The sequence below is a fragment of the Streptomyces sp. NPDC101237 genome, from assembly GCF_044767465.1.
Lineage (GTDB): Bacteria > Actinomycetota > Actinomycetes > Streptomycetales > Streptomycetaceae > Streptomyces > Streptomyces gramineus.
Genome location: NZ_JBIWNY010000007.1, coordinates 85,599 through 109,463, shown reverse-complemented (window position 1 = coordinate 109,463; position 23,865 = coordinate 85,599). Strand labels below are relative to the sequence as shown.

The window sequence follows — 23,865 nt, the reverse complement described above, 5'->3', positions numbered from 1 at the left end:
GGAACGCGCCCGGAGGCCATGTCGCGGTGCCATGGGATCGCAAAGATCACCGCCGCCGCTGAACACCCCCGCGCCCGGCCGCGTATGGAGAGCAGGGCGCTCGACGACCGGAGGGCCCCGCGGTGTCGGCACCGCGCGTTCGGGGTTTCGGGAGCCATGGATGAGGCACGCACGACGACGGGTCGTCCGGCGCGGGACACAGCTGGCGGCGGTCGGCGGACTCCTTCTGGGAGGCGCGATGGTCACCACGGCCATGGCGAGCGAGACTCCCGGTACGGCCGCCGTCCCGTTCAGCTCGGCCAGCGAGGCCGGTGACACCGGCAGTGCCCTGGTGGCCGGACTCGGCTCGGCCCGCACCGCGGGCAGCTGGATCGGCGCCGACGGCAAGCCGGTGGTGGCGGTGACCGACCGGCAGGCCGCCGCGGCGGTCGAGCGGGCGGGCGCCGAGCCCAAAATGGTGTCGCACAGCATGAACGAGCTGAAGGCGGCGACCGCCGCGCTCCGGGCCGCGCCGCGGGTGGCCGGCACCGCGTGGGCGGTGGACTACCGCACCAACCGGGTGACGGTGGAGGCGGACAGCACGGTGTCGGCCGCCGACTGGGCGGACCTGAGCCGGGTGGCCGCACGGATCGGCGGCTTCGTCCAGATGCACCGCTCCCAGGGCACGTTCAGCCCCCGGCTCAACGGCGCGCAGCCGATCCTGTCCACGGGCGGCCGCTGTTCGGCGGGTTTCAACGTCACCAACGGACAGACCGACTTCATCCTGACCGCCGGTCACTGCGGTCCCGCCAACACCGTCTGGTTCAACGACAACCAGGGCGACCAGCAGCTGGGCACCACCATCAACACGCAGTTCCCGGGCAACGACTTCTCGCTGATCCAGTACGCGTCAGGGAAGGCCGGTGACAACGCGGACGTCGTCGCCATCGGCAACGGGCAGGGCGTGCGCATCACCGGCGCGGCCGATCCGACGGTCGGCCAGAAGGTGTTCCGCAGCGGCTCCACCAGTGGGCTGCACGACGGCACGGTGACCGCGCTCAACGCGACCGTCAACTACCCGGAGGGCACAGTCACCGGGCTCATCCAGACCGACGTGTGCGCCGAACCGGGCGACAGCGGTGGGCCGTTGTTCTCCGAGGGGATCGCGCTGGGCGTGACCTCGGGCGGCAGCGGCGACTGCACCGCGGGCGGGGTGACGTTCTTCCAGCCGGTGACGCGGGCGATGGCGGCGCTGAACGTGCAGTTGGTCGGGGCGGCTCAGAACGGCGCCACGGGAGGGGCCGCCTCGGCGGCGCCGTCGGCGGCGGCCACCCACAGCGCGATCGCGCCGAACGCCGCCTCGCCGGGTTCGTCGGCGCCGGTCGGCTCCTCCGGCGACACGAGCCTGGTCGCCCGGCTCACGGACACCCGGAACGTCGGCCCGGGTCTGCTGGTGATCGGGGGCAGCCTGGTGGCGCTGGTCGCGGCGCGCTACTTCCGCGCGGAGCAGGACCGCAAGGCCTACCAGCGCCACTACTCGGCGACTTGGGGGTGACGGCGCGGTACCGGGAGGTTCCGGAGGGATCCGCGGGCCACGAGCGGGGCACCCGCCTCGACGGGTGCCCGGGACGGGTGGTCAGGCCGCCTGGTCCGGCTGGTGCGGGGAGGCGGCCGCCCATTCGAGGACGAGCCGCCGGTACTCCTCGCGCTGCTCGGTGCTCAGTGTCCCGCCCGACCGGAGCCACAGGGCCCGGATCTCCTCGTTGACCTCGTCGGCCGATCGCTCGGTGACGGCTTCAACAGTGGTGGACATGGTGTGAAGCATATGCCGATCGACGTGAAGGCGCCGTGAGTAAGTACGACCGATAGGGACATATCGGACCGTGTTCATCATCACGTCAATGAGCAAAGAGTAAGAGGGAGTTATATTCCCGGCCGCGGTCGACGCCGGGCCGGGGGCCGGGGTTCAGGCTCCGGCGCCGCCACCGCCGAGCACCAGCACCTGGATCGCCAGCACGGCCGCGCCGCGGGCCCAGTCGTGGAAGTCGGAGACCTTGGTCTCCAGGTGGACCGGGGCCGCCAGCGGATGCCGGTGACCGCGGACGGTGTCCCGCACCGTGTCCCCGGCCACGTCCATCAGCCCGACGCCCTCACCGGCGAGCAGGATCTTCTGCGGCATGGCGAAGTTGGCGATGTGCGCGAGCAGGGTGCCCAGCGCGCGGCCGGCCTCGCCGATCACCCGCGCGGCCATCGGCTCGCCCTTCGCGGCGTCCGCGAGGATCTCCTCGTAGGACGCGTCGCGGCCGGTGGCGGCCCGGATCTGGTAGCGGATGCTGGGGATGGTGAGCAGCGACACGGCGCTGCCGCGCTCGCCGTCCGGGGTCAGCGGGCCCTGCGGGTCGATGATCCAGTGCCGGCCGAAGCCGCGGTCCTCCTCGGCGTACGGCACCCGCCGGGCGCCGAGCACCAGCCCGTAGCCGATGCCGGCGCCGATGGTCAGGACGACGAAGCGGTCCAGTCCCCGGCCGGCCCCGAACCAGGTCTCGGCCTCGACCAGGGCGGCCACGTCGTTCTCCACCACGACCGGCAGGCCGGTGCGCCGCCGGACCAGGTCGGCCAGCGGGACGTCGCGCCAGCGCAGGTAGGGCGACTCGCCGACCACCGCGTGCTCGCGCACGAACCCGCCGACGCCGATGCCGATGCCCGCGACGGCCGGGTGCCGCGCCGCCAGCTCCGCGGCCATGGCCGCCAGCAGGTCCGCGACCTGTTCGGGATCGTGGCTGGTGAGAGGGCGGTCGAGACGGGCGACCACGTCGCTGCGCAACGTGGTGACGACGCCGTACACCGTCTCGTCGGTGACCTTGAAACCGAGGAAGCAGCGGGACTCGGCGACCACGTCCAGCGGCTGCGAGGGACGGCCCTGGCGGGCCTCGGCGGGGGCGCCGGTCCAGGAGGCCTCGACCAGCAGGCCGGACTCGATGAGCGGCTTGGTGAGGCGGGTGAGGCTGCCCTGGGAGAGGTTCAGCCGGCGGGCCAGCTCGGTGCGCGACAGCGGGCCGTTCACCAGCACCTCGATCGCCACGGAGCGTTCCGCGGAGCTCAGCGGCAGCCAGTCGGACACGGCACTTCCTTTTCTTCCGTAGCCGAAGTAACCCGACCACCCTACTGTGCGCCGCATGCGCCGAGGAAGCGCCCTCCTGATGTCTGCCCTGCTTCCTTCCACCCCTTGACGGCGAGATTCTTCCGAAGCAAAAGTAACCGTCATGACTTTCTCACTCGGCATCGTCGGCGCCGGCCAGTTCTCCGGCCAGTTCGCCACCCTGTTCCAGGCCCACCCAGGCGTCGGGAACGTGTACGTCACCGACCTCCTCCCCGAGCGGGCGGAGCGCCTCGCCGCCGCCCAGAACCTGGCGGGGACCTTCCCGTCGTACGAGGCGATGCTGGAGTCGGCCGACGTCGACGCGGTCGCGATCTTCACCCAGCGCTGGACGCACGGCCCCCTGGTCGTGCAGGGCCTGAACGCCGGCAAGCACGTGTACTCCGCGGTGCCCATGGCGATCACCACCGAGGAGATCGCGGCGATCATCGACGCGGTCCGGGCCACCGGGCTGACGTACATGATGGGCGAGACCAGCCAGTACAACCCGGCGACCGTGCACGCCCGCAACCAGATCGCCGAGGGCGCCTTCGGGCGGCTGTTCTACGCCGAGGGCGACTACGTCCACGACATGGACCTGGGCTTCTACGACGCCTACCGCTACAGCGGCGGCGAGAACTGGAAGGCGACCGCCAGCTATCCCCCGCTCCTCTACCCGACCCACGCGGTGGGCGGCGTGCTCGGCGCCTGGCAGACGCACGCGGTCAGCGTCTCGGCGATCGGCGTGACGGACGACCGGGGCGACGGCGTCTTCGACAAGGACGTCAGCCAGTTCGGCAACGACGTGTCGAACGCCACCGCGCTGTTCGAGGTCGCGGGCGGCGGTTCGTTCCGGACGAACGAGTTCCGGCGGGTGGGCTACCCGTCGCACATCCGCGAGTCCCGCTTCCGGTTCTTCGGGACCGAGGCCAGCATGGAGCAGCTGGCGACGGTGGCGCTGTGGCAGGACAAGAAGGGCGTCCAGGACATCAGCGAGCTGCTGGAGCCCAAGCCCACCATGTCGCCCGACGACCCCTCGCTCCAGCACATCGCGCCGGAGCTGCGGGCCGCCTTCACCTCCGGGTCGGCGCCGGTGCACGACCGGGCCCGGCTGCCACGGGAGTTCGACACGCTGCACAACGGGCACGAGGGCAGCCACCACTTCCTGGTGGACGACTTCGTGACGGCCGTCAACACGCGCTCGCTGCCGTCGGTCAACGCCTGGGTCGCCGCCCGCTACACCCTGCCGGGCATCATCGCGCACGAGTCCGCGCGGCAGGGTGGGGCCAGGCTGCGGATCCCGGACTTCGGGGACGCCCCGGAGAGCTGAGCCGGGACGGCGGCCGGGGCCGGGTGCCGTCAGGTGCCCGGCTTGCGGCCGTACACGTAGACGTCGTCGCCGTTCTTCAGGAGCGACCAGTACTTCTTGGCCGTCGCGGTGGTCATGTTGACGCAGCCGTGCGAACCCGGCGGGTTCCACATGCTGAGACCCACCGAGTGGAAGGCCTGGCCGCCGTCGAAGAACTGGCTGTAGGGCATCGACACGTTGTAGAGGGAGGAGACGTGGTCGATGTCACGCCAGTAGATCTTCTTCAGGCCGGTGCGGGTGACGAACCCCTTGCGGCCGGTACGGACCGGGACCGGGCCGTAGACCAGCTTGTTGCCGTCCTGGATCCAGCTGAGCTGGAGCGACAGGTTGACGCAGGCGATGCGCCCCTTGTCGGTCGGGCACTTGCCGTCCTTGTTCGGCTTGTCGCCGACGGCCTTCTGCTTGTTCATCAGGTCCATCACGCCCCACGTGACGGAGCCCGCGTAGCCGATGTCCGGCGTGATGCCGTGCTTGTCCTGGAAGCCCTTGATCGCCTTGCAGTCGGCGGCGGACTGCTTGCCGTCCACCGGCCGGCCGAGGAACTTCTCCACCTGCTTCTGGTACGGCCCCGCCTGGGTCGTACAGCTCGCGGCCTGCGCCGGAGCGGAGGTGAGGGCGAGCGTGAGCGGCGCCACCAGTGCGGTGACACCGAGCACGACGACACCTCGTCTGCGTATGTCCCCCATGGGAAGCATGTCTCCTTCCTGTGTCCTGCGATCTCGTGGTCCTAGACCGGCGGATCGAGGGCATTGGTTGTAGCACCGGCCATGCTGTGACGAAACGGTTAACTTCGGCGTCGGCTGCACGGGCGGCCTAGGCTGCCGTCCATGCACCGCATGCTTGCCGACGATCTCGCCCGGTTCCCCGAACTCCTGCGGTCGGCCCGTGACGTGGCCGTCCGTGCGCTGGCCGGGCTCGACGAGCGTCCGGTGGCCGCGCTCGGTCCCGTACCCGCGCGGGCGGCACTGCCCGAACGGGGAGAGGGCGGGGAGGGCGCGCTGGCCCGGTTCACCGAGCGGTGGGCGCCGGGTCTGTCCGCCTCGGCCGGACCACGCTACCTCGGTTTCGTCACGGGTGGTGTGACGCCCGCCTCCCTCACCGGCGACTGGCTGACCTCGGCGTACGACCAGAACGCGGCCGCCGCCACGGGCTCCCGGGGGACCGCGCTGGAGCGCGAGACGGTGGCCTGGCTGGCCGAGCTGTTCGGGCTCGGCGAGGCCCACGGCGGCGCGTTCGTGACCGGCGCCACGATGTCCAACACCGTCGGTCTGGCGATCGCCCGGGAGTGGCTCGGCGAACGGCTCGGCGTGGACGTGTCCCGGGCGGGTGCGGCCGCGCTCGGCCCGGTCGACGTGCTCTCCGGCAGCCCGCACTCCAGCGTCGGCAAGGCGCTGTCGGTGCTCGGCCTCGGCCGGGACCGGCTGCGGCCGGTGCCGCTGCTGCCGGGCAACCGGGAGGCGGTGGACGTCACGGCGCTCGACGCGGCGCTGGCGGCGCTGGAGGGGCGTCCGGCGATCGTCGTCGCGAACGCCGGCACGGTCAACACCGTCGACTTCGACGACCTGCGGGCGATCGCCGCGCTCCGGGAGCGGTACGACTTCTGGCTGCACGTCGACGCCGCGTTCGGCGCGTTCGCCGCCCTCTCCCCCGCCCACGCCCCGCTCGTCGCCGGTCTGGACGAGGCCGACTCGGTCTGTGTGGACCTGCACAAGTGGCTCAACGTGCCCTACGACGCGGCGGTGCAGTTCACCCGCCGCCGCGACCTCCAGGTGGCCGTCTTCCACAACGAATCCCCCTACCTCGGCCCGCCCGCCGACGACCCGGACTTCCTGCACCTGACCCCGGAGACCTCCCGCCGGCTGCGGGCGCTGCCGGCCTGGTTCTCCCTGACCGCGTACGGCCGTGACGGGTACCGCGAGATCGTGGAGCGGAACATCGCCGAGGCCCGGCGCCTGGGCTCCGGCATCGACGCGCACGCGGACCTGCGCCTGCTGGCCCCGGTCCGGCTCAACGTGGTCTGCTTCACCCTCGCCGAGAACCCCGCGCGGGACCGGGTGGACGCGCTCGCCCGCGCGGTGGCCGCGTCCGGGGAGACGTTCCTCACGCCGACGGTGTACGGCGGGGTGCCCGCGCTGCGGGCGGCGTTCAGCAACTGGCGGACCACCGAGGAGGACACCCGGAGGGTGCTGGCCGCGCTCGCGGCGTCAGCCGCCCTGTGAGGCGTGCCGCACCTCCCGGTGCGGGCGCAGCGCCGCGTGGAAGCCGCTGTGGACGGCGGTGAGGCCGCCGTCGACGCGGAGCGTGGTGCCGGTGATCCAGGCGGCGTCGCGGGAGGCGAGGAAGGCGACCGCCGCGGCCACGTCGGCCGGCTCGCCGATCCGGCCCAGCGGGTAGAGCGGCCGGAGGGCGTCGAGTTCGTCCTCGCGTCCCGCCCACGCCGAGGTGCGGACCGTGCCCGGCTCCACCAGGTTGACCCGGACCCCGCGCGCGGCCGCGTGTCCGGCCAGGGTGCGGGTCAGCGAACACAGTCCGGCCTTGGCGGCGCTGTAGGAGTGGTTGCCGAAGTCGGCCTCGGCGTTGACGGAGCCGATGCTGACGACGGCGCCCCGGCCGGAGGCGGCCAGGTGCGGCAGCGCGGCCCGGCAGCAGCGGTAGACGCCGGTGAGGGTGATGTCGAGGTCCAGGTCCCAGCCGTCCTCCGGCTGGTCCTCGAAGAGCGGGACGTCCGGGGTGCAGTGCGCGGCGCAGTTCACCAGCACGTCGAGGCCGCCGAAGCCGGCGACGGCACGCTCGACGGCCGCCGTCACCGACTCCCGGTCGGCCACGTCGCAGCCGAACGCCTCGACGGCCAGGCCCTGTTCGCGCAGCGCGGCGGCCGTCCGCTCCGCCTCGGGCAGGTCCCGGTCGGCCGCCAGCACCCGGGCGCCCTCCTCGGCCAGCCGCCGGGCGACGGCCGCGCCGATGCCGCGGGCCGCGCCCGTGACGAGAACCCCGTGTTCCGCAAAGCGATCGAGTCCGGTCATGACGACGACCGTACGGGCCCGACGATCAACAGGACAGATACCGTGCGGACATGACCGCGTTCTTTCAGCAACTCCCGGCCCTCATCGGCGTCGTGATCGGCGCGCTCGGCTCGTATCTCGCGGTGGTGCGCGGTGACCGGGTGCGGTTCCGGCGGGAGCAGGAGGCGCGCTGGGACGAGCGCCGGCTGACCGTGTACGCCGACTGGGCGCAGGCGCTCAAGAGGACCGTCTCCGTCGACTACCGGGTCGCCGCCCACCTGGGCAACGACCCGCACCCCCATCCGCTGTCCCCGCGGGAGGCCGAACCCCTGCTGGCCGAGGCCCAGTCGGCCCGTGACCCGCACGGCGAGCGGCTCATCATGCTGGGCAGTCCCGCGGTGGTGGCCAAGGGCCAGGAATGGGTGCTCGCGGTGATGGCGATGGAGCGGTTCCTGCGGGAGGAGCGGCACGATCCCGAGGCGTGGCGGACCTTGCTGGAGCGGCAGCGTGACGGCCGGGACGGCTTCTACGCGGCCGTGCGCGCGGATCTGGCGCTGCCGCCCGGCCGTTCCGGGCGGCTGCCGCTGGCGGAGGCCTGACGGCCTCCGCCCTCGGTGTCCGGCTCAGTGGCCGCGGGCCACCCACTCCGCCAGGTGCGGGGCCTCGGCGCCGATAGTGGTCGGTTCGCCGTGTCCGGTCAGGACCTTCGTCTCCGGCGGAAGCGTGAGCAGCCGGTCGCGGATGGAGTCGATGATCGTCGGGAAGTGCGAGTAGGACCGTCCGGTCGCGCCGGGGCCGCCCTGGAAGAGGGTGTCACCCGTGAAGACGGTGGCGAGCCCCGGCTCGTACAGACACACGGCGCCGGGCGCGTGGCCCGGTGTGTGCAGCACGGTCAGGTCGGCGCCGGCCGCCTCGATGACCATCCCGTCGGTGAGGTGGTTGTCGGGGTCGCGGTCGGGGTAGGTGAGCCTCCACAGCGGCAGGTCGTCCGGGTGCAGCCAGATCTTGGCGCCGGTCAGGTCCGCCAGGGCGGGCGCGGCGTCGATGTGGTCGTTGTGGGCGTGGGTGCAGACGATCGCCTTCAGGACCCGGTCCTCGACGGCCTCGGCGATGGCCTCGGCGTCGTGGGCGGCGTCGATGACGATCACCTCGCGTTCGTCGCCGATGATCCAGACGTTGTTCTCGACGTCCCAGGTGCCGCCGTCGAGGGTGAACTGCCCGGCGGTGACGAGACGTTCGATGCGCGTGGTCATCAGAGCACCACCACCGAGCGCAGCACGTCGCCGCCGTGCATCCGGTCGAAGGCCTTCTCGACCTCGTCGAGCCGGATGGTCTCGGTGACGAAGGCGTCCAGCGGCAGCCGGCCCTGCAGGTGCAGGTCGATCAGCATCGGGAAGTCCCGGCTGGGCAGGCAGTCGCCGTACCAGCTGGACTTGAGGGCGCCGCCGCGGCCGAAGACGTCCAGGAGCGGCAGTTCGAGCTTCATCTCGGGCGTGGGCACGCCGACGAGGACGACGGTGCCGGCCAGGTCGCGGGCGTAGAACGCCTGCCGGTAGGTCTCCGGGCGGCCGACCGCCTCGATGACGACGTCGGCGCCGAAGCCGCCGGTCAGTTCGCGGATCGCCTCGACGGGATCGGTCTCGCGCGAGTTGACCGTGTGGGTGGCGCCCAGGGTGCGGGCGGTCGCCAGCTTCCGGTCGTCGATGTCGACGGCGATGATCTTCGCGGCGCCCGCCAGGTTCGACCCGGTGATCGCCGCGTCGCCGACTCCGCCGCAGCCGATCACGGCGACCGAGTCGCCGCGGCCGACCCCGCCCGTGTTGATCGCGGCGCCGATGCCGGCCATCACCCCGCAGCCGAGCAGTCCGGCCACCGCCGGGGAGACGGCCGGGTCGACCTTGGTGCACTGGCCGGCGGCCACCAGCGTCTTCTCCGCGAAGGCGCCGATGCCGAGCGCCGGGGACAGCTCCTGCCCGGTCGAGGCGAGGGTCATCTTCTGCCGCGCGTTGTGGGTGTTGAAGCAGTACCAGGGACGGCCGCGCCGGCAGGCCCGGCACTGGCCGCACACGGCACGCCAGTTGAGGATCACGAAGTCACCGGGGGCCACGTCCGTGACGCCCTCGCCGACCGACTCCACCACTCCGGCGGCCTCGTGGCCGAGCAGGAAGGGGAACTCGTCGTTGATCCCGCCCTGCTTGTAGTGCAGATCGGTGTGACAGACCCCGCAGGCCTGCACCTGTACGACGGCTTCGCCCGGCCCCGGGTCCGGCACCACGATCGTCTCGACCCGCACCGGCTCGTCCTTGCCCGGTGCGATCACGCCGCGTACTTCCTGCGCCATGGACCTGACCCTTTCGTCGTTCTGCTGCCGTGCCTGTCGTCCGACCCTACGCGTGACCGGCCGCCGGCGGCACGGAGCACGTCGGTCGGCGCGGATCTTTCCCCCGGCTGACCGCCTTCCGCCCCGCGCCCGGGGCCGGGGCGGTCCGACGTAGCCTTGGTGCGCCGCCCACCGTCCGCACGAGGAGCACCGTGACCACCGCTGACGCCCTTCCGCCGGTACGGACCGCGGGCCGCACCGGTCCGTCCGCGTTCCGGCTGCTCCTGAGCTACGTACGGCCCCACCGCTGGGCCCTGTTGGCGGGCGCGGCGCTCTCGCTGCTGACGGGCGTGACCGCACTGCTGCTGCCGCTGGTGGCGCGGGGCCTGATCGAGGACCTGTCCCACGACCGCTCCGTGTCGGGGAAGTTGCTCGCGATGGCGGGCCTGGTGGTCACCAACACCGTGGTGGGCGCGCTGGGTTCCTACGTCCTGCGGCGCACCGCCGAGTCGGTGGTGCTCGGGGCCCGGCGCACCCTGTCGTCGTACCTGCTGCGGCTGCGGATCGCCGCCGTGGACCGCACCGAACCCGGTGACCTGATGGCGCGGATCACCTCGGACACCACGCTGCTGCGCGAGGTCACCACGGATTCGCTGGTCGCGCTCGGCACCGGGGGTCTGACCCTGGTCGCCACCGTGGTGATGATGGGGGTCGTCGATCCGGTGCTGCTGGGCGTCACACTCGCGGTGATCGCCGGGGCGGGCACCGTCCTGGGCACGATCGTGCCGCGCATCCACCGGGCCAGCCGGCGGGCGCAGGACGCGGTCGGGGCGATGGGGGCGTCGCTGGAGCGGGTGCTGGGCGCGCTGCGGACCGTGAAGGCGTCGGGCGCCGAGCCCCGCGAGGAGCGTGCGCTGCACGAGGCCGCCGAGGAGTCCTGGCGGCAGAGCGTGCGGGCCGCCAAGTGGTCGGCCGCGGCGGGCAACACGGCGGGACTCGCGATGCAGCTGGCGTTCATCACGGTGCTGGCGGTGGGCGGGGCGCGGGTGGCGACGGGTGCGATCGGCATCGGCACGCTGGTGGCGTTCCTGCTCTACGTCTTCTACCTGATGTCGCCGATCCAGCAGGTCGTCGGCGCCGTCACCCAGTACCAGAGCGGTGCCGGCGCGCTCGCCCGGATCCGGGAGGCGCTGGAGCTGCCCGCCGAACCGCCCTTCACTCCCGTCGAGTTGCCGGCGGCCGGCGCCGAACCGGCGTCCGTCGCCTTCGCCGACGTACGGTTCCGGTACGCCGACGACCTGCCGTACGTGCACCACGGGGTCAGTTTCGCGGTACCCGCCCGGGGCATGACGGCCTTCGTCGGCCCGTCCGGCGCGGGCAAGACCACCGTCTTCTCGCTGATCGAGCGGTTCTACGACCCGGAGTCCGGCACGATCACCCTCGACGGCCGCCCGCTCGCCGACTGGGAGCTGCCCCGGCTGCGTTCGGCCATCGGGTACGTCGAGCAGGACGCGCCCGTGCTGTCGGGGTCGTTGCGGGACAATCTGCTCCTCGGCAATCCGGAGGCGGACGAGGGCACGGTGACGCGGGTGCTGAGGACCACCCGGCTGGACGGCCTGGTGGAGCGGCTGCCGATGGGGCTGGAGACGCTGGTCGGGCACCGCGGGACCAAGCTGTCGGGCGGGGAGCGGCAGCGGGTCGCCATCGCGCGGGCGCTGCTGCGCCGGCCCCGGCTGCTGCTCCTCGACGAGGCCACCTCGCAGCTGGACGCGGTGAACGAGGCGGCCCTGCGGGACACCGTCGCCGACGTGGCGCGGTCGACGACGGTACTGGTGGTCGCGCACCGGCTGTCGACGGTGACGACGGCCGACCGGATCGTGGTGATGGACGCGGGCCGGGTGCGCGCGGTGGGCACGCACCGGGAACTGGTGGCCGCGGACCCGTTGTACGCGGAGCTGGCGGCGACCCAGTTCCTGGCCGCCGGGCACTGAGCACGGCGAAGGGCCGTCCCCGCGGCGGGGACGGCCCTCGGGTGCGGCCGGGGTCAGGCCTCGATGCCCGGCAGCAGTCCCATGGCGGGCGCGGCCAGGTCGGTGAGCTGGTGCAGTTCGCCCAGCTTCTGGAGCCCGTTCAGTCCCTGCACCTGCTCCGAGACCTTGGGGATCTCGTTCTGGTGCTCCGCCGGCATGCCGATGCGCGAGACCGAGTCGAGCACGCCGAGCGCGGTGAGCTTCCCGGGGTCCTGTGCGCTCGCGTCGGCCGCGTTCGCCAGCGGCGCGGCGAGGCCGGTGACCCCGACGGCAAGGCCGACGGCGGCGACGATACGTCGTGTTGAGATCATGTCTCCAGCAACGGCCGAGGGGGCCGGGCGGACACGGGCAGGCTCTCGCGCTCACCCGTCAGGCGGAGCGTACGGCCTGCGCTTGCCGAGCCGGTCGGGGCGGAGGAGGCTCGAAGAGGGGCTGCCGCGGCCCGCTCCCCATCGGCCGTGGGCTCCCGCCGGAGGTCACCATGGGCACCGCGACAGGCTCCACGTTCGACACCGAGACGCTGCGCCGGGCCATCGAGGGCGACACGGGCAACAGCCTGCTGGCGCTCTACGCCGACGACGCCGAGATCCGCATCGTCGACCGCACGGCCCAGCCCAGCCACCCCAGGGTCCTGCACGGCCGCGGGGACATCGCCGCGCTGCTGGACGACGTCTACAGCCGGGACATGACGCACACCCTGGACCAGTGCGTCGTCCAGGGGGACCGGGCCGCCTACAGCGAGTCCTGCGAGTACGCGGACGGCGTCCGGGTGCTCGCCGAGTCGATGATCACGCTGCGCGACGGGAAGATCGCGGAACAGATCATCGTCCAGGCATGGGACGAGTAGCCGCCAGGACCGCGAGGGTCCAGGTCGGCGCCCGGCTGACCTGGACCTTCTCGGTGCGGGCCGGGCTGGGACAGCGGCGCCGGGGCCGCCCGGGCGCCTGCGCGGTGCTGCTCCACGGGCTCCTGCGGGCGGCGCATCGCCGTGGGAAACGCTGAGTGCCTCGGTTACTCTGGGCTCGGGCCGTGACTGGCGCTGAGGTGGAGCACCACCGTGGAGCGGCCCGCACTGTCGATGCCGTGCGCCTGGGCGATCAAGGTCGAACCTGCTCAGGAGTGTGCCGCATGACCCATGCCCGACTCATGGACGGAACCGCCGTCGCCCGCCGGATCGTCGAACGGACCGCGGAGCGGGCCGCCGGGTTCACCGCACGCACCGGCATCACGCCGTGCCTGGCGACCGTGCTGGTCGGCGACGACCCGGCGTCCGTCACCTATGTGCGGATGAAGCAGAACCGCAGCCGCAAGGCCGGTATCGCCTCCCGGCACGTGGCCCTGCCCGCCGCCACGACCACCGAGGAACTCGTCGCCGTTCTGCGGGAGTTGTCGGCCGATCCGGCGGTGCACGGCATCCTGCTCCAGCACCCGGTCGGCGAACACGTCGACGAGCGGGCCGCGTTCGAGGCGATCGCGCCGGAGAAGGACGTGGACGGCGTCACCTTCGCGTCGTTCGCGTCGATGAGCTTCGGGCTGCCGGGCTTCGTCTCCTGCACGCCCGGCGGCATCCTGCGCCTCCTGGACGCGTACGACGTCGACCCGGCCGGCAAGCGCGCGGTGGTGGTGGGCCGCAGCGCGATCCTGGGCAAGCCGGCCGGCATGCTGCTGCTCGCCCGCGACGCCACCGTCACCTTCTGCCACTCCCGCACCCGTGATCTGCCGGCGGCCGTGCGGGAGGCGGACATCGTGGTCGCCGCGGTCGGCCGGCCCCGGCTGATCCGGGGCCAGGACCTCAAGCCGGGCGCGGTGGTGCTCGACGCCGGCTACAACGAGGGCAACGTCGGCGACGTCGACTTCGACACCGCCGTCGAGCGGGCCTCGCTGATCACTCCGGTGCCCGGCGGGGTCGGTCCGATGACCATCGCCGTGCTGCTGGAGCAGACCGTCGCCGCGGCCGCCCGGCAGCTGGGGGTCTGATCAGCGCATCCAGGCGCTGTAGTCCATGACGTCACCGGCCCGCACGCCGTACTCGGGGGCGTCGCGGGTGAACGTGGTCTCCAGGCCGAGCACGGCGCCGGTGGCCGGGTCCAGGATCAGCATCCGCCCGCCGCCCGCCGCCTTGTCGAGGACGTACGCCTGCCCGGTGCGGCCCAGCCGGTCGGTGACCCGGCCGGCCGGCCGCAGTCCCTGGGTGTCGGCGAGGAGCGCGGCCAGGGCGGCCGTCTCCCGCGCGCCGAGCGTCCAGTTGTCGAGCAGTTCCCGGACGGCGTCCAGGAGTTCCGGCGTGGTGAGGGCGCGGGTGCGGCCGCCGGCCAGCTCCGTCAGGTAGGTGCGCAGGCCCGCCGGGTCGTGCGGCGGGGTGCCGTACGGCGGGGCGTCGCCCCACATCGGCGGGAAGGTGCGGCGGCTGAGCACGTGGCCGTCCTCGACCGGCCGCGTCCGGTCGCCGTCGTCGGTGAGGACCGGGCGGCCGGGCCGGGTCGGGTCGGTGGCGACGACGACCTCGGTGTGGGTGCGGTCCGGCGCCCAGCGCTCCACCCGTTCCTCGGGCAGGGTGACCGGGGGCCTGCCGTCGCTCATGCCGAGGCTCCAGGACTGCACGTGTGTGCCCTGGCGCAGGGCAGGTGACCCGTCCCGGGCCGCCACGGCGGCCAGTTCCGCGACGTCGGCCAGGGGGACGGGGGTGGAGTGCGCGTGGACGGCGAGCGGGCGGGGCGCGGCCACCGCGGGGGTGCCTGCGGGCCCGCCCTGGAGCACGGCGAGCGCGGTGACGGCGGCCGCGAGGACCGCGGCGAGCGACCACACCAGCCGCCGTGACCGGGGCCGGGGGCGGGGGGTGTCGTGCAGCAACCGGGCGAGGTGCCGTTCGGCGGCGGGGGCCAGGGGGCCGTCGCCGTAGTGGGGGCCGTCGGCGGGTACCGGGTCGGCGGCGCGCAGCAGGTCGAGTTCGTCAGCCATGGCGGTGTTCCTCGGGAAGGGCCTCGGCGGCAGGGGGGCGCAGTCGGTCGATCTCGGCTCTGAGCCGGCGGCGGGCGCGGTGCAGCCGCATCGCGGCGGCCCGGCCGCCGCAGCCCAGGGCGACCGCGACCTCGTCGACGCCCAGTTCCTCCCAGGCGGTCAGGCGCAGGACCTCCTGGTCGGCCGGGGAGAGCCGGCCCAAGGCCTCGTGCACCCAGGAGCCGGGCCGTTCGGTGTCCGGTCCGGCCACGGTCTGCCGTCCGTGGGCGGTCTCGTCGTTGCCCAGCCGGTCCACCAGCCGGCGCCGGCGCCCGTGTCCGCGTACCGCGTTGGCGAGGCAGTTGCGTGCCACGCCGTACAGCCAGGGCAGCGGGGTCGCCGGAAGGTCGGCGCGGCGGCGCCAGGCCACGGTGAACACCTCTGCCACCACTTCCTCCACCTCGCCGGTCCGGCCGTCCAGTCGCCGCGCGACATAACGGCTGACCGCCCAGTAGTGCTCGCGATAGGCAGCGGCGAAGGTCTCGTCGTTGCTCATGTCGTGTTCGTGTCCGGCACCTTCCCGATCGTCACACCCTTCCTGGTGACGCTCGTCGCACCCGTCGAGTGTGACCGGCGCGGGCGGCCCGGACACAGGCGGGGTATGAGGAACCTCAAGTGGCTCACGACCACCGACCACAAGACGATCGGGACGCTGTACCTGGTCACGGCGTTCTCGTTCTTCTGCGTCGGCGGCGTGATGGCCCTGTTCATGCGCGCGGAGCTGGCCCGGCCGGGTCTGCAGATCATGTCGAACGAGCAGTTCAACCAGGCGTTCACGATGCACGGCACGATCATGCTGCTGATGTTCGCGACGCCGCTGTTCGCGGGCTTCGCGAACTGGATCATGCCGCTGCAGATCGGCGCGCCGGACGTCGCCTTCCCGCGCCTGAACATGCTGGCCTACTGGCTGTACCTGCTCGGCTCGACCATCGCGGTGGGCAGCTTCCTCACCCCGCAGGGCGCGGCCGACTTCGGCTGGTTCGCCTACGCCCCGCTGTCGGACGCGGTGCGCACGCCGGGGATCGGCGCCGACATGTGGATCATGGGTCTGGCCCTGTCCGGGTTCGGCACCATCCTCGGCGCGGTCAACTTCATCACCACGATCATCTGCATGCGCGCACCGGGCATGACGATGTTCCGCATGCCGATCTTCGTATGGAACGTGCTGCTGACCGCCGTCCTGGTCCTGCTCGCCTTCCCCGTCCTCGCCGCCGCGCTGTTCGCGCTGGAGGCGGACCGGAAGTTCGGGGCGCACGTCTTCGACGCCGCCAACGGCGGGGCGCTGCTGTGGCAGCACCTGTTCTGGTTCTTCGGCCATCCCGAGGTGTACATCATCGCGCTGCCGTTCTTCGGCATCATCAGCGAGGTCATCCCCGTCTTCGCCCGGAAGCCGATGTTCGGCTACATGGGCCTGGTGGCCGCGACGATAGCGATCGCGGGTCTGTCGGTGACGGTGTGGGCGCACCACATGTACGTCACCGGCGGTGTGCTGCTGCCGTTCTTCTCCTTCATGACGTTCCTGATCGCGGTCCCGACCGGCGTGAAGTTCTTCAACTGGATCGGCACCATGTGGCAGGGCTCGCTGTCCTTCGAGACACCGATGCTCTGGACCCTCGGCTTCCTGGTCACGTTCGTCTTCGGCGGTCTGACCGGCGTCATGCTCGCCTCGCCGCCGATCGACTTCCACGTCTCGGACTCGTACTTCGTGGTGGCCCACTTCCACTACGTCGTCTTCGGCACGGTCGTCTTCGCGATGTTCGCCGGCTTCCACTTCTGGTGGCCCAAGTTCACCGGCAAGATGCTCGACGAACGCCTCGGCAAGATCACCTTCTGGACGCTGTTCATCGGCTTCCACGGCACCTTCCTGGTCCAGCACTGGCTGGGCGCGGAAGGCATGCAGCGCCGGATCCCGGACTACCTGGCCGCGGAGGGCCTCGCCACGCTCAACACGGTCTCGACGATCTTCTCGTTCCTGCTGGGATCGTCGCTGCTCCCCTTCCTCTACAACGTCTGGAAGACGGCGAGATACGGGGAGCGTGTCGAGGTGGACGACCCGTGGGGCTACGGCCGTTCGCTGGAGTGGGCGACGTCCTGCCCGCCGCCGCGCCACAACTTCGTCACCCTGCCGCGGATCCGCAGCGAGTCCCCGGCGTTCGACCTGCACCACCCGGACGTGGAGAGGGAGTTGAGCACCCGATGACGGCCCGCAAGGAGGAACGGGCGCTGGTCGCGCAGGTCGAGGGACATCTGCTGCTGGCGGCGACCAGGGCGGAGGGCCGCAGGGCTGCGGCGCGGCTCGCGGAGAGGATCGGCTGGCTCACGGACTCCCAACGCGCCGATCTGGAAGGGCAGGTCGAGACCGAGTACCTGGAGCTCACCCGGTCGTCCTGGCGCCGCACCGCGGAGCGCGGCGAGCAGCTGAGGCGTGAGTACGAGACGCGGTACCGGTTCCTGCGCCGGCGGCTGCTGGCCGGCTTCCTGCTGGTCTGCGCCCTGCTGACGGCGGCGGCCGCCCTGACGCTGTCCGCGTGAGTGGCCCGCCGGGACGCCCGCACCGGACAGCTCCACCGCAGGGATGAAGCCACGGAGCCCGCGGGGCTACGGGGCGCCGCCGGGCGTCCAGCCCTCCGGGCGCAACATCCCCACCAGCAGCCGGACCAGTTCCTCCACGACGTCGTCCAGCGTCGCGTCCACCCGGCCGGCGCTCCAGTCGTGCAGCAGCCCGTTCACGCTGCCGATGAAGGCCGTCGCCGCCAGCCGGTAGTCGCGGGGCGCCGCGTCCCCGCGCGCCACCGCGGCGTCGGCCTCGCCGCAGATCAGCTCCACCCATCGGGCACGCCGCGCCAGGCGCTGGTCCTCCAGCCTCGGGCTGACGCCGATGATCTCGACGAAGGCGACCCGGATGCGGCGCGGGTCCGAGGTGACGTCGCGGGCGTACGCCCGGAAGAGCACCGTCACCCGGTCCACCAGCGACAGCGGCCTCGCCTCCGCGAACGCGTCCCGTACCGCCTTCTCGGCCCAGCCGTTGACCTCCAGGTGCAGCGCGGCGAGCACGTCCTGCAGGGTGTGGAACTCCTCGTAGAACTGCCGGGTGGACAGGCCGGCCGCGTGGCTGAGCGCGGCGACGGTCGTGGCGCGGTACCCCGGCGTGTCGCCGAAGAGCTGGAGTGCCGCGTCGAGGAAGCGCCGGCGCCGTTCGGCCTTGCGTTCCTCGGCGGACCGGCCGCCGTAGCGTCCCGTCGGTGCCTTGAGCCTGCCCGCCACGATTGCCCCCACGTCATCCGCGCGATGACCGATGTCGTCGCCCGCGTTCCGCCTCCGGTGCTCCTACCCCACCTTACTTTCAGGTAAGTCCTCTTTCGCCTCAACGGGATTGCGCCGCGGGCCGCCGGAGCCGCGAAGGCCCGGCGGCCCGCGGCCGACCTCAGAACCTCGCCGCCACCCAGGCGGCCAGTTCCGCCCTGGCCGCGTTCAGCCGGTCGGCGCCGGGCGTGCCGGCCGCGTTCGTCACCAGCGCGAAGTGCAGCACGCCGGCGTCCGGGGCGCCGAGCAGCAGTCGGCGGCTGCCCGTGCCGCCCGGTTCGGGTGCCACGCCGACCGGCGTCGAGGACGTGTACGACGGCAGCGCGTGGACGGTGCCCAGGTCCGAGACGACCGTGGTGGACGCGGTCGGGAAGGACGCCGGGAGGTGGAGTTCGGTGGGTGCGGCCGCACCGCCCGAGCGCCAGACCTGGACGGCGTACTGGCCCGATCCCACCAGTGCGGCCACGTTCGGCAGCGAGCCGGGCACCGGGTTCCAGGTCAGGGTCGTCGAGCCGTCCCGGGAGCGGTCCTCGTAGGTGAAGGCGAGGGTGGTGCCGGAGGTGGCGGCCGGGTAGACCCGGTCGAGGAGCCGGGCGTCCTGGCGCAGGGTCACGGTACCGGAGTCGTCCATGGCGACGGCCGACAGATCCTCGTCGTTCCAGGCGTCACCGGAGGTGCGGACCTTGCCCGGGTTGCCGTTCATCAGCTCGTGGTGACGGCCGCTGTAGATGTCCCACTGCCACTGGGTGCCGGAGAGCACCGGGCCCGAGGACGCCGGCGCGGACCACCAGGCGGCCCCGGAGAGGCGGGAGTCGAGGGCCTGGTACATGGCCTTGTCGACGGTCGGGGCCTTGCCCGCGGTCGTTCCGGACAGCGGATGCCCGAACTCGCTGACGATCCCCGTGGTTCCGGCGGCCGCGGCGCGGTCGCGGACGGTGCCGAAGTCGGCGCTGTACTGGCCGTCGGAGGCGTTGCCCCACATCAGGATGCCGGAGATGGCCTTCTGGTCGTAGAAGTGGGTGTTGAAGACGTAGCGGGAGCCGAGGGTGCCGGCGTCCAGCAGGCCGCCCTCCTGCTTCTGGGTGCTGATGTTGGCGTTCCAGAAGAGGTTGGGCTCGACCAGGGCGGGCTTGGCGCTCCACCCTGCCGCGTCCATCCGGTCCCGGAACCGCTGGTAGAAGGGCCACAGCAGGTCCCGCTCCCAGGTCCGGGAGGTCTGGCCGGAGTCGTAGCTGCCGGCGTACGGCTCGTTGCAGGGGTCGAAGCCGACGACGCCGGCGAACTCGTCGGCCGTCAGGTGCCCCGCCAGGTACGCCATGGTGGTCTGCGCGGTGGCCAGGAAGGCGTCCTGGAGGCCGTGGCTGTCGTGCCAGAAGTCGTACTGGCCCTTCTGCACCGCCGCGTTCTGGGTGATGTTCTGGCCCCAGAACAGGCAGATCCCGCACGACTCGGCGGGGTAGCCGCCCAGCGCCACGGCCCACGCGGGAGCGCCGTCGCCGGTGTACCAGCTGCCCTGGCCGAACAGGTAGCGGGAGTACAGGTCCTGGTGGAAGTCGGGGAGGACGCGGATGCCGGCGTCCAGGAACGCCCGCATCTGAGCGGTGACGGCGGCCAGGTAGGCGGTGTCCACCTGGCCCCGCACGGGTTCGGCGTGCGCCCAGGAGAGCAGGAAGCGCACCGCGTCGCCGCCGCCGAGGGCGCGCAGCGCGGCGGCGGACTTCCCGGCGTCGGCGACGGAGGCGAACGGCAGGCCGCCGTTCTCCTCCAGCTTGGTCTCGCCGGAGACGTTGTAGCCGCGCAGCACCACCTCGCGGCCCTGGCCGTCGACGAAACGGCCGTTCCGCACGGTGAGCGAGGTGCCGTCGAACCAGAGGGAGTCGGAGGGGGTGGCCGCGGCGGCGGACGGAGCGCCCGCCACCGCGAGGAATCCGCAGAGGACGACCAGGACAACGATCAGACGCGCCCGGACAGTAGTCATGTCCACCACATTCCGGCGCTCCCCGGCCACCCGTCAATGCTTCTGACCCGTGAGTAAGTTGAACATCCGTCAGACACGCACGCCTCAGCCGCCCGTACGGCCCGTCACGTTCAGCAGGTACTCCTTCCGGTTGAGCGGGTTGCGGTCGGTGCGTGGGCGTTCGGGGACCGCGCCCCGCGTGACAGGCGCGTAGTGGTCGAACGCGCTCTCCAGCTCGCCCTCGCCCCGGGTCAGCCCCGGCAGCAGCTGCTCCAGCCGGTGCACCCGGCCCCTCTCCACCGCACCCGCCGGGGTCCTCCCCCGGCGCCCGCCGGGGCCTCCCGCAGCGCTCGCCACCTTCCGGCGCCGGTCTTAGAGTGATCTGCACCATTTCGTCATGCCGCACGTGCATCGCCATGTCCCCGCGCGGCGGCGCGGGCCGGTGCCGCCACGGGAAGGGAGCGGATCGTGCGGGAGATCCTGCCGGCGCTGGCCGGATGGCACGCGGCCGGGATTCCGTTCGGGCTGGCCACGGTGGTCGCGGTCAGCCGCAGCGCGCCGCGCGGGCCCGGCGCGGCCATGGCCGTGGGCCCGGACGGCGAGGTCGTGGGCAGCGTCTCCGGCGGCTGCGTGGAGGGCGCGGTGTACGACCTGGCACAGGAGGTCGTGGCGAGCGGCGAGCCGCGGCTGCGGACCTTCGGCTACAGCGACGAGGACGCGTTCGCGGTGGGGCTGACCTGCGGTGGCGAGATCACCCTGCTGGTGCGGCCCGTGACGGCCGGTTCCGATCCGGCGTTCGGCGCGGTCGCCGCCTCGGTCGCCGCGGGCGAACCGGTGACCGTGGCGACGGTGGTGGACGGCCCCGCGGCGCGCGGAGCGGTCCTCGCCGTGTGGCAGGAGCGGGCGGCCGGCACGCTCGGCGCGACCGGCCTGGACGTCGCCGTCACCGCCGACGCGCGCGGCGAACTCGCCCTCGGCGCCTCGGTGTCGAGGCACTACGGGCCGCACGGGGAACGGCGCGAGGACGCGGTGACGGTGTTCCTGCAGTCGTTCGCGCCGCCTCCCCGCATGCTGGTCTTCGGCGCGATCGACTACGCGGCGGCGGTGGCCCGGATCGGCGACTTCCTCGGCTACCGGGTGACCGTCTGCGACGCCCGCCCGGTCTTCGCCACGGCCGAGCGGTTCCCGGCGGCCGTCGAGGTGGTCGTGGACTGGCCGCACCGCTATCTGCGTGCCACCGCGACCGACGACCGCACGGTGATCTGCGTCCTGACCCACGACCCGAAGTTCGACGTGCCGCTGCTGGAGGAGGCGTTGCGGCGCCCGGCCGCCTACGTCGGGGCGATGGGCAGCCGCAGGACCCACGACGAGCGGCGCGCGCGGCTGGCCGAGGCCGGTCTCGCCGAGGCGGAACTGTCCCGGCTGCGCTCGCCGCTCGGCCTCGACCTCGGCGCCCGCACCCCGGAGGAGGTCGCGGTGTCCGTGGCCGCGGAGATCGTCGCGCTGCGCTGGGGCGGCAGCGGCGCGCCGCTGACGACGACCGGCGGCGCCATCCACGCGGCCGCCGCGCGCTGACCGCCGGGCGGCGCGTCTCACGGCACCGCACCGCCACGGCCCGCCAGGGCCGCACCCCGCCGAACGGCCCCCGGTGCGGCGCCGATCGCGTGTTCCGCCCGCCGAACACTATGAACACAACGCGCGAGCCATGGTTCCGGTCCCGGCCCGCTCCCTAGCATCGCCGCGGACGGCGCGACGGAGCGCCGACGACGACAGGGAGCCGCGTCTTGGACAGGTCGACAACGCCCGCACGGACCCGCCGGACCAGCCGTCACCGGCGCACCGGACTGCTCGCCTCGCTGGCGGCGGCCCTCACCGCCGCGTTCGCGGTCGCCCCCGCCGCGCAGGCGCAGACTCCACCGCCGTCCGCCGTGTCGTGTCCGGCGGAACTCGACGGCAGGGCCACCTGCTACACCGGGCAGGACGGCCACGGCGCCTACTACGCCGTCGCCGTCCCCGCGCGCTGGAACGGCTCCCTGGTGGTGCACGCCCACGGCGGGCCCGACCTCGGCGCCGCCTCGGATCCCGTCCGCAGCGTCGACGACCTGGCCCGCTGGTCGGTGATGGTGAAGGAGGGCTACGCCTGGGCCGGTTCGTCCTACCGCCGGGGCGGCTACGGCACCCGGATGGCCGCCGAGGACACCGAGAACGTGCGCCGGCTGTTCGTCCGGGACTTCGGGAAGCCGCGGCGGACGTACGTGCACGGCCAGTCCTGGGGCGGGGACGTCGCCGCCAAGGTGGCCGAGGTGTACGGCGGCCGGGGCGGGCCCTACGACGGGGCGCTGCTCACCAGCGGCGTCCTCGGGGGCGCGTCGCGGGGGTACGACTACCGTGTCGACCTGCGCGTGGTCTACCAGTACTACTGCCGGAACATGCCCCGGCCGACCGAACCGCAGTACCCGCTGTGGCAGGGGCTGCGCGCGGACTCGACGCTGACCACGGCCGGACTGCGCGCCCGGCTCCAGGAGTGCACGGGCTACGCCTCGGCGCCGCGGGAGCGCACCGCCCTCCAGCAGCGCAACCTCGACGACATCCTCGGCGTCACCGGCGTCCCCGAGCGCACCCTGGAGTCGCATCTGCGGTTCGCGGTCTTCACCTTCCGGGACATCGTGCACGAACGGCTGGGCGGCCGGAACCCGTTCTCGAACCGGGGTGTGCGGTACTCGGGGTCGCACGACGACAGGGCACTGAACGCCGGGGTCGAGCGGTTCTCCGCCGATCCGACGGCGGTACGCGACCTCTCCTGGGACAGCGACCTCACCGGGAAGGTGTCGATCCCGGTGCTCACGCTGCACGCGATCGACGACCCGACCGCGTTCGTGGAGCACGAGTCGGCCTACCGGGCCACCCTGCGCGGCGCGCACCGGGACCGGTACCTGGTGCAGACGTTCAGCCACGAGTCCGAGCACAGCGCGCTGAGCGACGCCGAGTACGCCGACTCGATCGCGGCGCTGGACGGCTGGGTGCGCACGGGCCGGAAGCCGACGCCCCATTCGATCGCGGCCTCGTGCGCCGCCTACGACCGGGTCTACGCCACCGGCTGCTTCTACGACCCCGGCTTCCGGCCCGGCACCTACGCCTCCCGGGTCCGCCCGCGGCCGGGCGGGCTGAGCTGGCCGGCCATGACGGCGGCCCAGGAGCGGCGCTGGAGCAGGGTCGACGGGGTCGGGATCGCTCCCTGACCGACGCAGGGACGTCCGGGTGCGGATCCGGTCACCGCGGCGGCAGCCGGTGCAGCGTCACCTCGGAGAGCGTGCCGTCGGCGACCTCCGCGGTGAGGTAGGTGCAGTGCGGCTGGCGGCGGCGGTCGGTGGGCGAGCCGGGGTTGAGGAGGCGCAGGCCCGTCGAGGCGGTGGTGTCCCAGGGGATGTGGCTGTGCCCGAAGACGAGGACGTCCAGGTCCGGGAAGCGGGCGCCGCAGCGGGTCTCGCGGCCCTGGGCGGGGCCGGTCTCGTGGATCACCCCGAAACGCAGGCCGCCCAGGTCGGCGTGGGCCACCTCGGGGAGCCGGGCGCGCAGGCCGGGGCCGTCGTTGTTGCCGTACACGGCGACGAGCCGGCGGCTGTGGCGGGTGAACAGGTCGAGGGTGGCCTCGTCGACCCAGTCACCGGCGTGGAACACGACGTCGGCGCGCGGGAGTTCGGCGAGGAGCCGGTCCGGGAGCAGCTTGGCGCGCACCGGGAGGTGCGTGTCGGAGGTGAGGAGCAGGCGCACG

24 protein-coding genes, 1 pseudogene and 1 riboswitch are annotated in these 23,865 nt (G+C 72.9%); of the genes and pseudogenes, 12 read left to right on the top strand and 13 right to left on the bottom strand.

Translation table 11 applies throughout. The annotated features are described in order from the left end of the window. The first annotated feature begins 160 nt into the window (after positions 1 to 160). Entirely contained in the window at positions 161 to 1,534 is a 1,374-nt protein-coding gene (locus tag ACIRQ9_RS13535; protein WP_404171226.1) for an alpha-lytic protease prodomain-containing protein, read from the top strand. Positions 1,535 to 1,615: 81 nt separating this feature from the next. On the opposite strand, the gene ACIRQ9_RS13530 is transcribed toward ACIRQ9_RS13535, so the two are convergent. Both ACIRQ9_RS13530 and ACIRQ9_RS13525 read right to left on the bottom strand, forming a co-directional pair. Further along, complete coding sequence (locus ACIRQ9_RS13530; RefSeq protein WP_352219089.1) at positions 1,616 to 1,804, bottom strand: hypothetical protein; 189 nt, start codon at positions 1,802 to 1,804, stop codon at positions 1,616 to 1,618. A 141-nt stretch (positions 1,805 to 1,945) separates the two neighbouring features. After that, positions 1,946 to 3,100 carry an ROK family protein gene (locus ACIRQ9_RS13525; RefSeq protein WP_404171223.1) on the bottom strand — a complete coding sequence of 385 codons (1,155 nt, stop codon included), beginning with the start codon at positions 3,098 to 3,100 and terminating at the stop codon, positions 1,946 to 1,948. A gap of 142 nt (positions 3,101 to 3,242) precedes the next feature. On the opposite strand from ACIRQ9_RS13525, the gene ACIRQ9_RS13520 reads away from it, so the two are divergent. Further along, complete coding sequence (locus tag ACIRQ9_RS13520) at positions 3,243 to 4,445, top strand: Gfo/Idh/MocA family protein (RefSeq protein WP_404171220.1); 1,203 nt, start codon at positions 3,243 to 3,245, stop codon at positions 4,443 to 4,445. A 29-nt stretch (positions 4,446 to 4,474) separates the two neighbouring features. Here the strand turns inward: ACIRQ9_RS13520 and ACIRQ9_RS13515 are convergent, their stop codons facing one another. Further along, complete coding sequence (locus ACIRQ9_RS13515; protein ID WP_404171217.1) at positions 4,475 to 5,170, bottom strand: L,D-transpeptidase family protein; 696 nt, start codon at positions 5,168 to 5,170, stop codon at positions 4,475 to 4,477. Positions 5,171 to 5,311: 141 nt separating this feature from the next. Here ACIRQ9_RS13515 and ACIRQ9_RS13510 point away from each other — a divergent pair, with 141 nt between their 5' ends. Next, positions 5,312 to 6,703, top strand: a complete 1,392-nt coding sequence (locus tag ACIRQ9_RS13510; RefSeq protein ID WP_404171214.1) for a pyridoxal phosphate-dependent decarboxylase family protein — start codon at positions 5,312 to 5,314, stop codon at positions 6,701 to 6,703. On the opposite strand, the gene ACIRQ9_RS13505 is transcribed toward ACIRQ9_RS13510, so the two are convergent. Next, complete coding sequence (locus ACIRQ9_RS13505) at positions 6,689 to 7,507, bottom strand: SDR family NAD(P)-dependent oxidoreductase (RefSeq protein ID WP_404171211.1); 819 nt, start codon at positions 7,505 to 7,507, stop codon at positions 6,689 to 6,691. The genes ACIRQ9_RS13510 and ACIRQ9_RS13505 overlap by 15 nt on opposite strands. Before the next feature lie 50 nt (positions 7,508 to 7,557). Between ACIRQ9_RS13505 and ACIRQ9_RS13500 the strand changes: the two genes are divergently transcribed. Then, a complete protein-coding gene (locus tag ACIRQ9_RS13500; protein WP_404171208.1) occupies positions 7,558 to 8,085 on the top strand; it encodes a hypothetical protein in 528 nt (175 codons plus the stop codon). A gap of 24 nt (positions 8,086 to 8,109) precedes the next feature. On the opposite strand, the gene ACIRQ9_RS13495 is transcribed toward ACIRQ9_RS13500, so the two are convergent. Both ACIRQ9_RS13495 and ACIRQ9_RS13490 read right to left on the bottom strand, forming a co-directional pair. Beyond that, positions 8,110 to 8,739, bottom strand: a complete 630-nt coding sequence (locus ACIRQ9_RS13495) for an MBL fold metallo-hydrolase (RefSeq protein ID WP_404171205.1) — start codon at positions 8,737 to 8,739, stop codon at positions 8,110 to 8,112. Beyond that, positions 8,739 to 9,827 (bottom strand): S-(hydroxymethyl)mycothiol dehydrogenase, encoded by a 1,089-nt coding sequence (locus tag ACIRQ9_RS13490; RefSeq protein WP_404171202.1) that lies wholly within the window; start codon positions 9,825 to 9,827, stop codon positions 8,739 to 8,741. Before ACIRQ9_RS13490 ends, ACIRQ9_RS13495 begins: the two co-directional genes overlap by 1 nt. A 191-nt stretch (positions 9,828 to 10,018) precedes the next feature. Between ACIRQ9_RS13490 and ACIRQ9_RS13485 the strand changes: the two genes are divergently transcribed. Continuing rightward, entirely contained in the window at positions 10,019 to 11,797 is a 1,779-nt protein-coding gene (locus ACIRQ9_RS13485; RefSeq protein WP_404171199.1) for an ABC transporter ATP-binding protein, read from the top strand. 53 nt (positions 11,798 to 11,850) lie between these two features. Here ACIRQ9_RS13485 and ACIRQ9_RS13480 read toward each other — a convergent pair whose 3' ends face one another. Next, entirely contained in the window at positions 11,851 to 12,147 is a 297-nt protein-coding gene (locus ACIRQ9_RS13480; RefSeq protein WP_404171197.1) for a hypothetical protein, read from the bottom strand. Positions 12,148 to 12,317: 170 nt separating this feature from the next. Here ACIRQ9_RS13480 and ACIRQ9_RS13475 point away from each other — a divergent pair, with 170 nt between their 5' ends. The 3 genes from ACIRQ9_RS13475 (at position 12,318) to ACIRQ9_RS13465 (ending at position 13,813) form a co-directional block, all read left to right on the top strand. Then, positions 12,318 to 12,683 carry a nuclear transport factor 2 family protein gene (locus tag ACIRQ9_RS13475; protein WP_404171194.1) on the top strand — a complete coding sequence of 122 codons (366 nt, stop codon included), beginning with the start codon at positions 12,318 to 12,320 and terminating at the stop codon, positions 12,681 to 12,683. Next, on the top strand, positions 12,671 to 12,838 hold the full coding sequence (locus ACIRQ9_RS13470) for a hypothetical protein (RefSeq protein WP_404171191.1): 168 nt from the start codon (positions 12,671 to 12,673) through the stop codon (positions 12,836 to 12,838). The genes ACIRQ9_RS13475 and ACIRQ9_RS13470 overlap by 13 nt, the downstream gene beginning before the upstream one ends. A gap of 17 nt (positions 12,839 to 12,855) precedes the next feature. Next, a riboswitch (ZMP/ZTP riboswitch) is annotated at positions 12,856 to 12,938 on the top strand. 26 nt (positions 12,939 to 12,964) lie between these two features. Further along, positions 12,965 to 13,813, top strand: coding sequence for a bifunctional 5,10-methylenetetrahydrofolate dehydrogenase/5,10-methenyltetrahydrofolate cyclohydrolase (locus ACIRQ9_RS13465; RefSeq protein ID WP_404171188.1), 849 nt, complete (start codon positions 12,965 to 12,967; stop codon positions 13,811 to 13,813). Here the strand turns inward: ACIRQ9_RS13465 and ACIRQ9_RS13460 are convergent, their stop codons facing one another. Together ACIRQ9_RS13460 and ACIRQ9_RS13455 are read right to left on the bottom strand one after the other, a co-directional pair. Next, the gene (locus ACIRQ9_RS13460; RefSeq protein ID WP_404171185.1) at positions 13,814 to 14,794 is read right to left on the bottom strand and encodes a CU044_5270 family protein; all 981 of its coding nucleotides are present in this window, start codon (positions 14,792 to 14,794) and stop codon (positions 13,814 to 13,816) included. Further along, the gene (locus ACIRQ9_RS13455; RefSeq protein WP_404171182.1) at positions 14,787 to 15,329 is read right to left on the bottom strand and encodes an RNA polymerase sigma factor; all 543 of its coding nucleotides are present in this window, start codon (positions 15,327 to 15,329) and stop codon (positions 14,787 to 14,789) included. The genes ACIRQ9_RS13460 and ACIRQ9_RS13455 overlap by 8 nt, the downstream gene beginning before the upstream one ends. A gap of 105 nt (positions 15,330 to 15,434) precedes the next feature. On the opposite strand from ACIRQ9_RS13455, the gene ctaD reads away from it, so the two are divergent. Both ctaD and ACIRQ9_RS13445 read left to right on the top strand, forming a co-directional pair. Next, the gene (gene ctaD, locus ACIRQ9_RS13450; protein WP_404171179.1) at positions 15,435 to 17,033 is read left to right on the top strand and encodes a cytochrome c oxidase subunit I; all 1,599 of its coding nucleotides are present in this window, start codon (positions 15,435 to 15,437) and stop codon (positions 17,031 to 17,033) included. Further along, positions 17,030 to 17,365, top strand: a complete 336-nt coding sequence (locus ACIRQ9_RS13445) for a hypothetical protein (protein ID WP_404171177.1) — start codon at positions 17,030 to 17,032, stop codon at positions 17,363 to 17,365. The genes ctaD and ACIRQ9_RS13445 overlap by 4 nt, the downstream gene beginning before the upstream one ends. 66 nt (positions 17,366 to 17,431) lie before the next feature. Here ACIRQ9_RS13445 and ACIRQ9_RS13440 read toward each other — a convergent pair whose 3' ends face one another. From ACIRQ9_RS13440 to ACIRQ9_RS13430, 3 genes and pseudogenes are all read right to left on the bottom strand, one after another. Continuing rightward, the gene (locus ACIRQ9_RS13440; protein ID WP_404171174.1) at positions 17,432 to 18,097 is read right to left on the bottom strand and encodes a TetR/AcrR family transcriptional regulator; all 666 of its coding nucleotides are present in this window, start codon (positions 18,095 to 18,097) and stop codon (positions 17,432 to 17,434) included. Positions 18,098 to 18,257: 160 nt separating this feature from the next. Then, the gene (locus tag ACIRQ9_RS13435; protein ID WP_404171171.1) at positions 18,258 to 20,114 is read right to left on the bottom strand and encodes a cellulase family glycosylhydrolase; all 1,857 of its coding nucleotides are present in this window, start codon (positions 20,112 to 20,114) and stop codon (positions 18,258 to 18,260) included. 84 nt (positions 20,115 to 20,198) lie between these two features. Beyond that, a pseudogene (locus ACIRQ9_RS13430) lies at positions 20,199 to 20,399 on the bottom strand (GTP-binding protein); the annotation flags it as partial. 162 nt (positions 20,400 to 20,561) lie between these two features. Between ACIRQ9_RS13430 and ACIRQ9_RS13425 the strand changes: the two are divergent. Both ACIRQ9_RS13425 and ACIRQ9_RS13420 read left to right on the top strand, forming a co-directional pair. Next, positions 20,562 to 21,668: an XdhC family protein gene (locus ACIRQ9_RS13425; RefSeq protein WP_404171168.1), complete on the top strand. Its 1,107-nt coding sequence runs from the start codon at positions 20,562 to 20,564 to the stop codon at positions 21,666 to 21,668. Positions 21,669 to 21,877: 209 nt separating this feature from the next. Next, the gene (locus tag ACIRQ9_RS13420) at positions 21,878 to 23,332 is read left to right on the top strand and encodes a hypothetical protein (RefSeq protein ID WP_404171165.1); all 1,455 of its coding nucleotides are present in this window, start codon (positions 21,878 to 21,880) and stop codon (positions 23,330 to 23,332) included. Positions 23,333 to 23,363: 31 nt separating this feature from the next. On the opposite strand, the gene ACIRQ9_RS13415 is transcribed toward ACIRQ9_RS13420, so the two are convergent. After that, positions 23,364 to 23,864: a metallophosphoesterase family protein gene (locus ACIRQ9_RS13415; protein ID WP_404171162.1), complete on the bottom strand. Its 501-nt coding sequence runs from the start codon at positions 23,862 to 23,864 to the stop codon at positions 23,364 to 23,366. Between the last annotated feature and the right edge of the window lies 1 nt (position 23,865).

Coding starts and splice junctions, on each gene's coding strand:
- ACIRQ9_RS13535 (WP_404171226.1), top strand. CDS start 161: ATGAGGCACGCACGACGACGGGTCGTCCGGCGCGGGACACAGCTGGCG.
- ACIRQ9_RS13530 (WP_352219089.1), bottom strand. CDS start 1,804: ATGCTTCACACCATGTCCACCACTGTTGAAGCCGTCACCGAGCGATCG.
- ACIRQ9_RS13520 (WP_404171220.1), top strand. CDS start 3,243: ATGACTTTCTCACTCGGCATCGTCGGCGCCGGCCAGTTCTCCGGCCAG.
- ACIRQ9_RS13515 (WP_404171217.1), bottom strand. CDS start 5,170: ATGGGGGACATACGCAGACGAGGTGTCGTCGTGCTCGGTGTCACCGCA.
- ACIRQ9_RS13510 (WP_404171214.1), top strand. CDS start 5,312: ATGCACCGCATGCTTGCCGACGATCTCGCCCGGTTCCCCGAACTCCTG.
- ACIRQ9_RS13505 (WP_404171211.1), bottom strand. CDS start 7,507: ATGACCGGACTCGATCGCTTTGCGGAACACGGGGTTCTCGTCACGGGC.
- ACIRQ9_RS13500 (WP_404171208.1), top strand. CDS start 7,558: ATGACCGCGTTCTTTCAGCAACTCCCGGCCCTCATCGGCGTCGTGATC.
- ACIRQ9_RS13495 (WP_404171205.1), bottom strand. CDS start 8,739: ATGACCACGCGCATCGAACGTCTCGTCACCGCCGGGCAGTTCACCCTC.
- ACIRQ9_RS13490 (WP_404171202.1), bottom strand. CDS start 9,827: ATGGCGCAGGAAGTACGCGGCGTGATCGCACCGGGCAAGGACGAGCCG.
- ACIRQ9_RS13480 (WP_404171197.1), bottom strand. CDS start 12,147: ATGATCTCAACACGACGTATCGTCGCCGCCGTCGGCCTTGCCGTCGGG.
- ACIRQ9_RS13475 (WP_404171194.1), top strand. CDS start 12,318: ATGGGCACCGCGACAGGCTCCACGTTCGACACCGAGACGCTGCGCCGG.
- ACIRQ9_RS13470 (WP_404171191.1), top strand. CDS start 12,671: ATGGGACGAGTAGCCGCCAGGACCGCGAGGGTCCAGGTCGGCGCCCGG.
- ACIRQ9_RS13465 (WP_404171188.1), top strand. CDS start 12,965: ATGACCCATGCCCGACTCATGGACGGAACCGCCGTCGCCCGCCGGATC.
- ACIRQ9_RS13460 (WP_404171185.1), bottom strand. CDS start 14,794: ATGGCTGACGAACTCGACCTGCTGCGCGCCGCCGACCCGGTACCCGCC.
- ACIRQ9_RS13455 (WP_404171182.1), bottom strand. CDS start 15,329: ATGAGCAACGACGAGACCTTCGCCGCTGCCTATCGCGAGCACTACTGG.
- ctaD (WP_404171179.1), top strand. CDS start 15,435: ATGAGGAACCTCAAGTGGCTCACGACCACCGACCACAAGACGATCGGG.
- ACIRQ9_RS13445 (WP_404171177.1), top strand. CDS start 17,030: ATGACGGCCCGCAAGGAGGAACGGGCGCTGGTCGCGCAGGTCGAGGGA.
- ACIRQ9_RS13435 (WP_404171171.1), bottom strand. CDS start 20,114: ATGACTACTGTCCGGGCGCGTCTGATCGTTGTCCTGGTCGTCCTCTGC.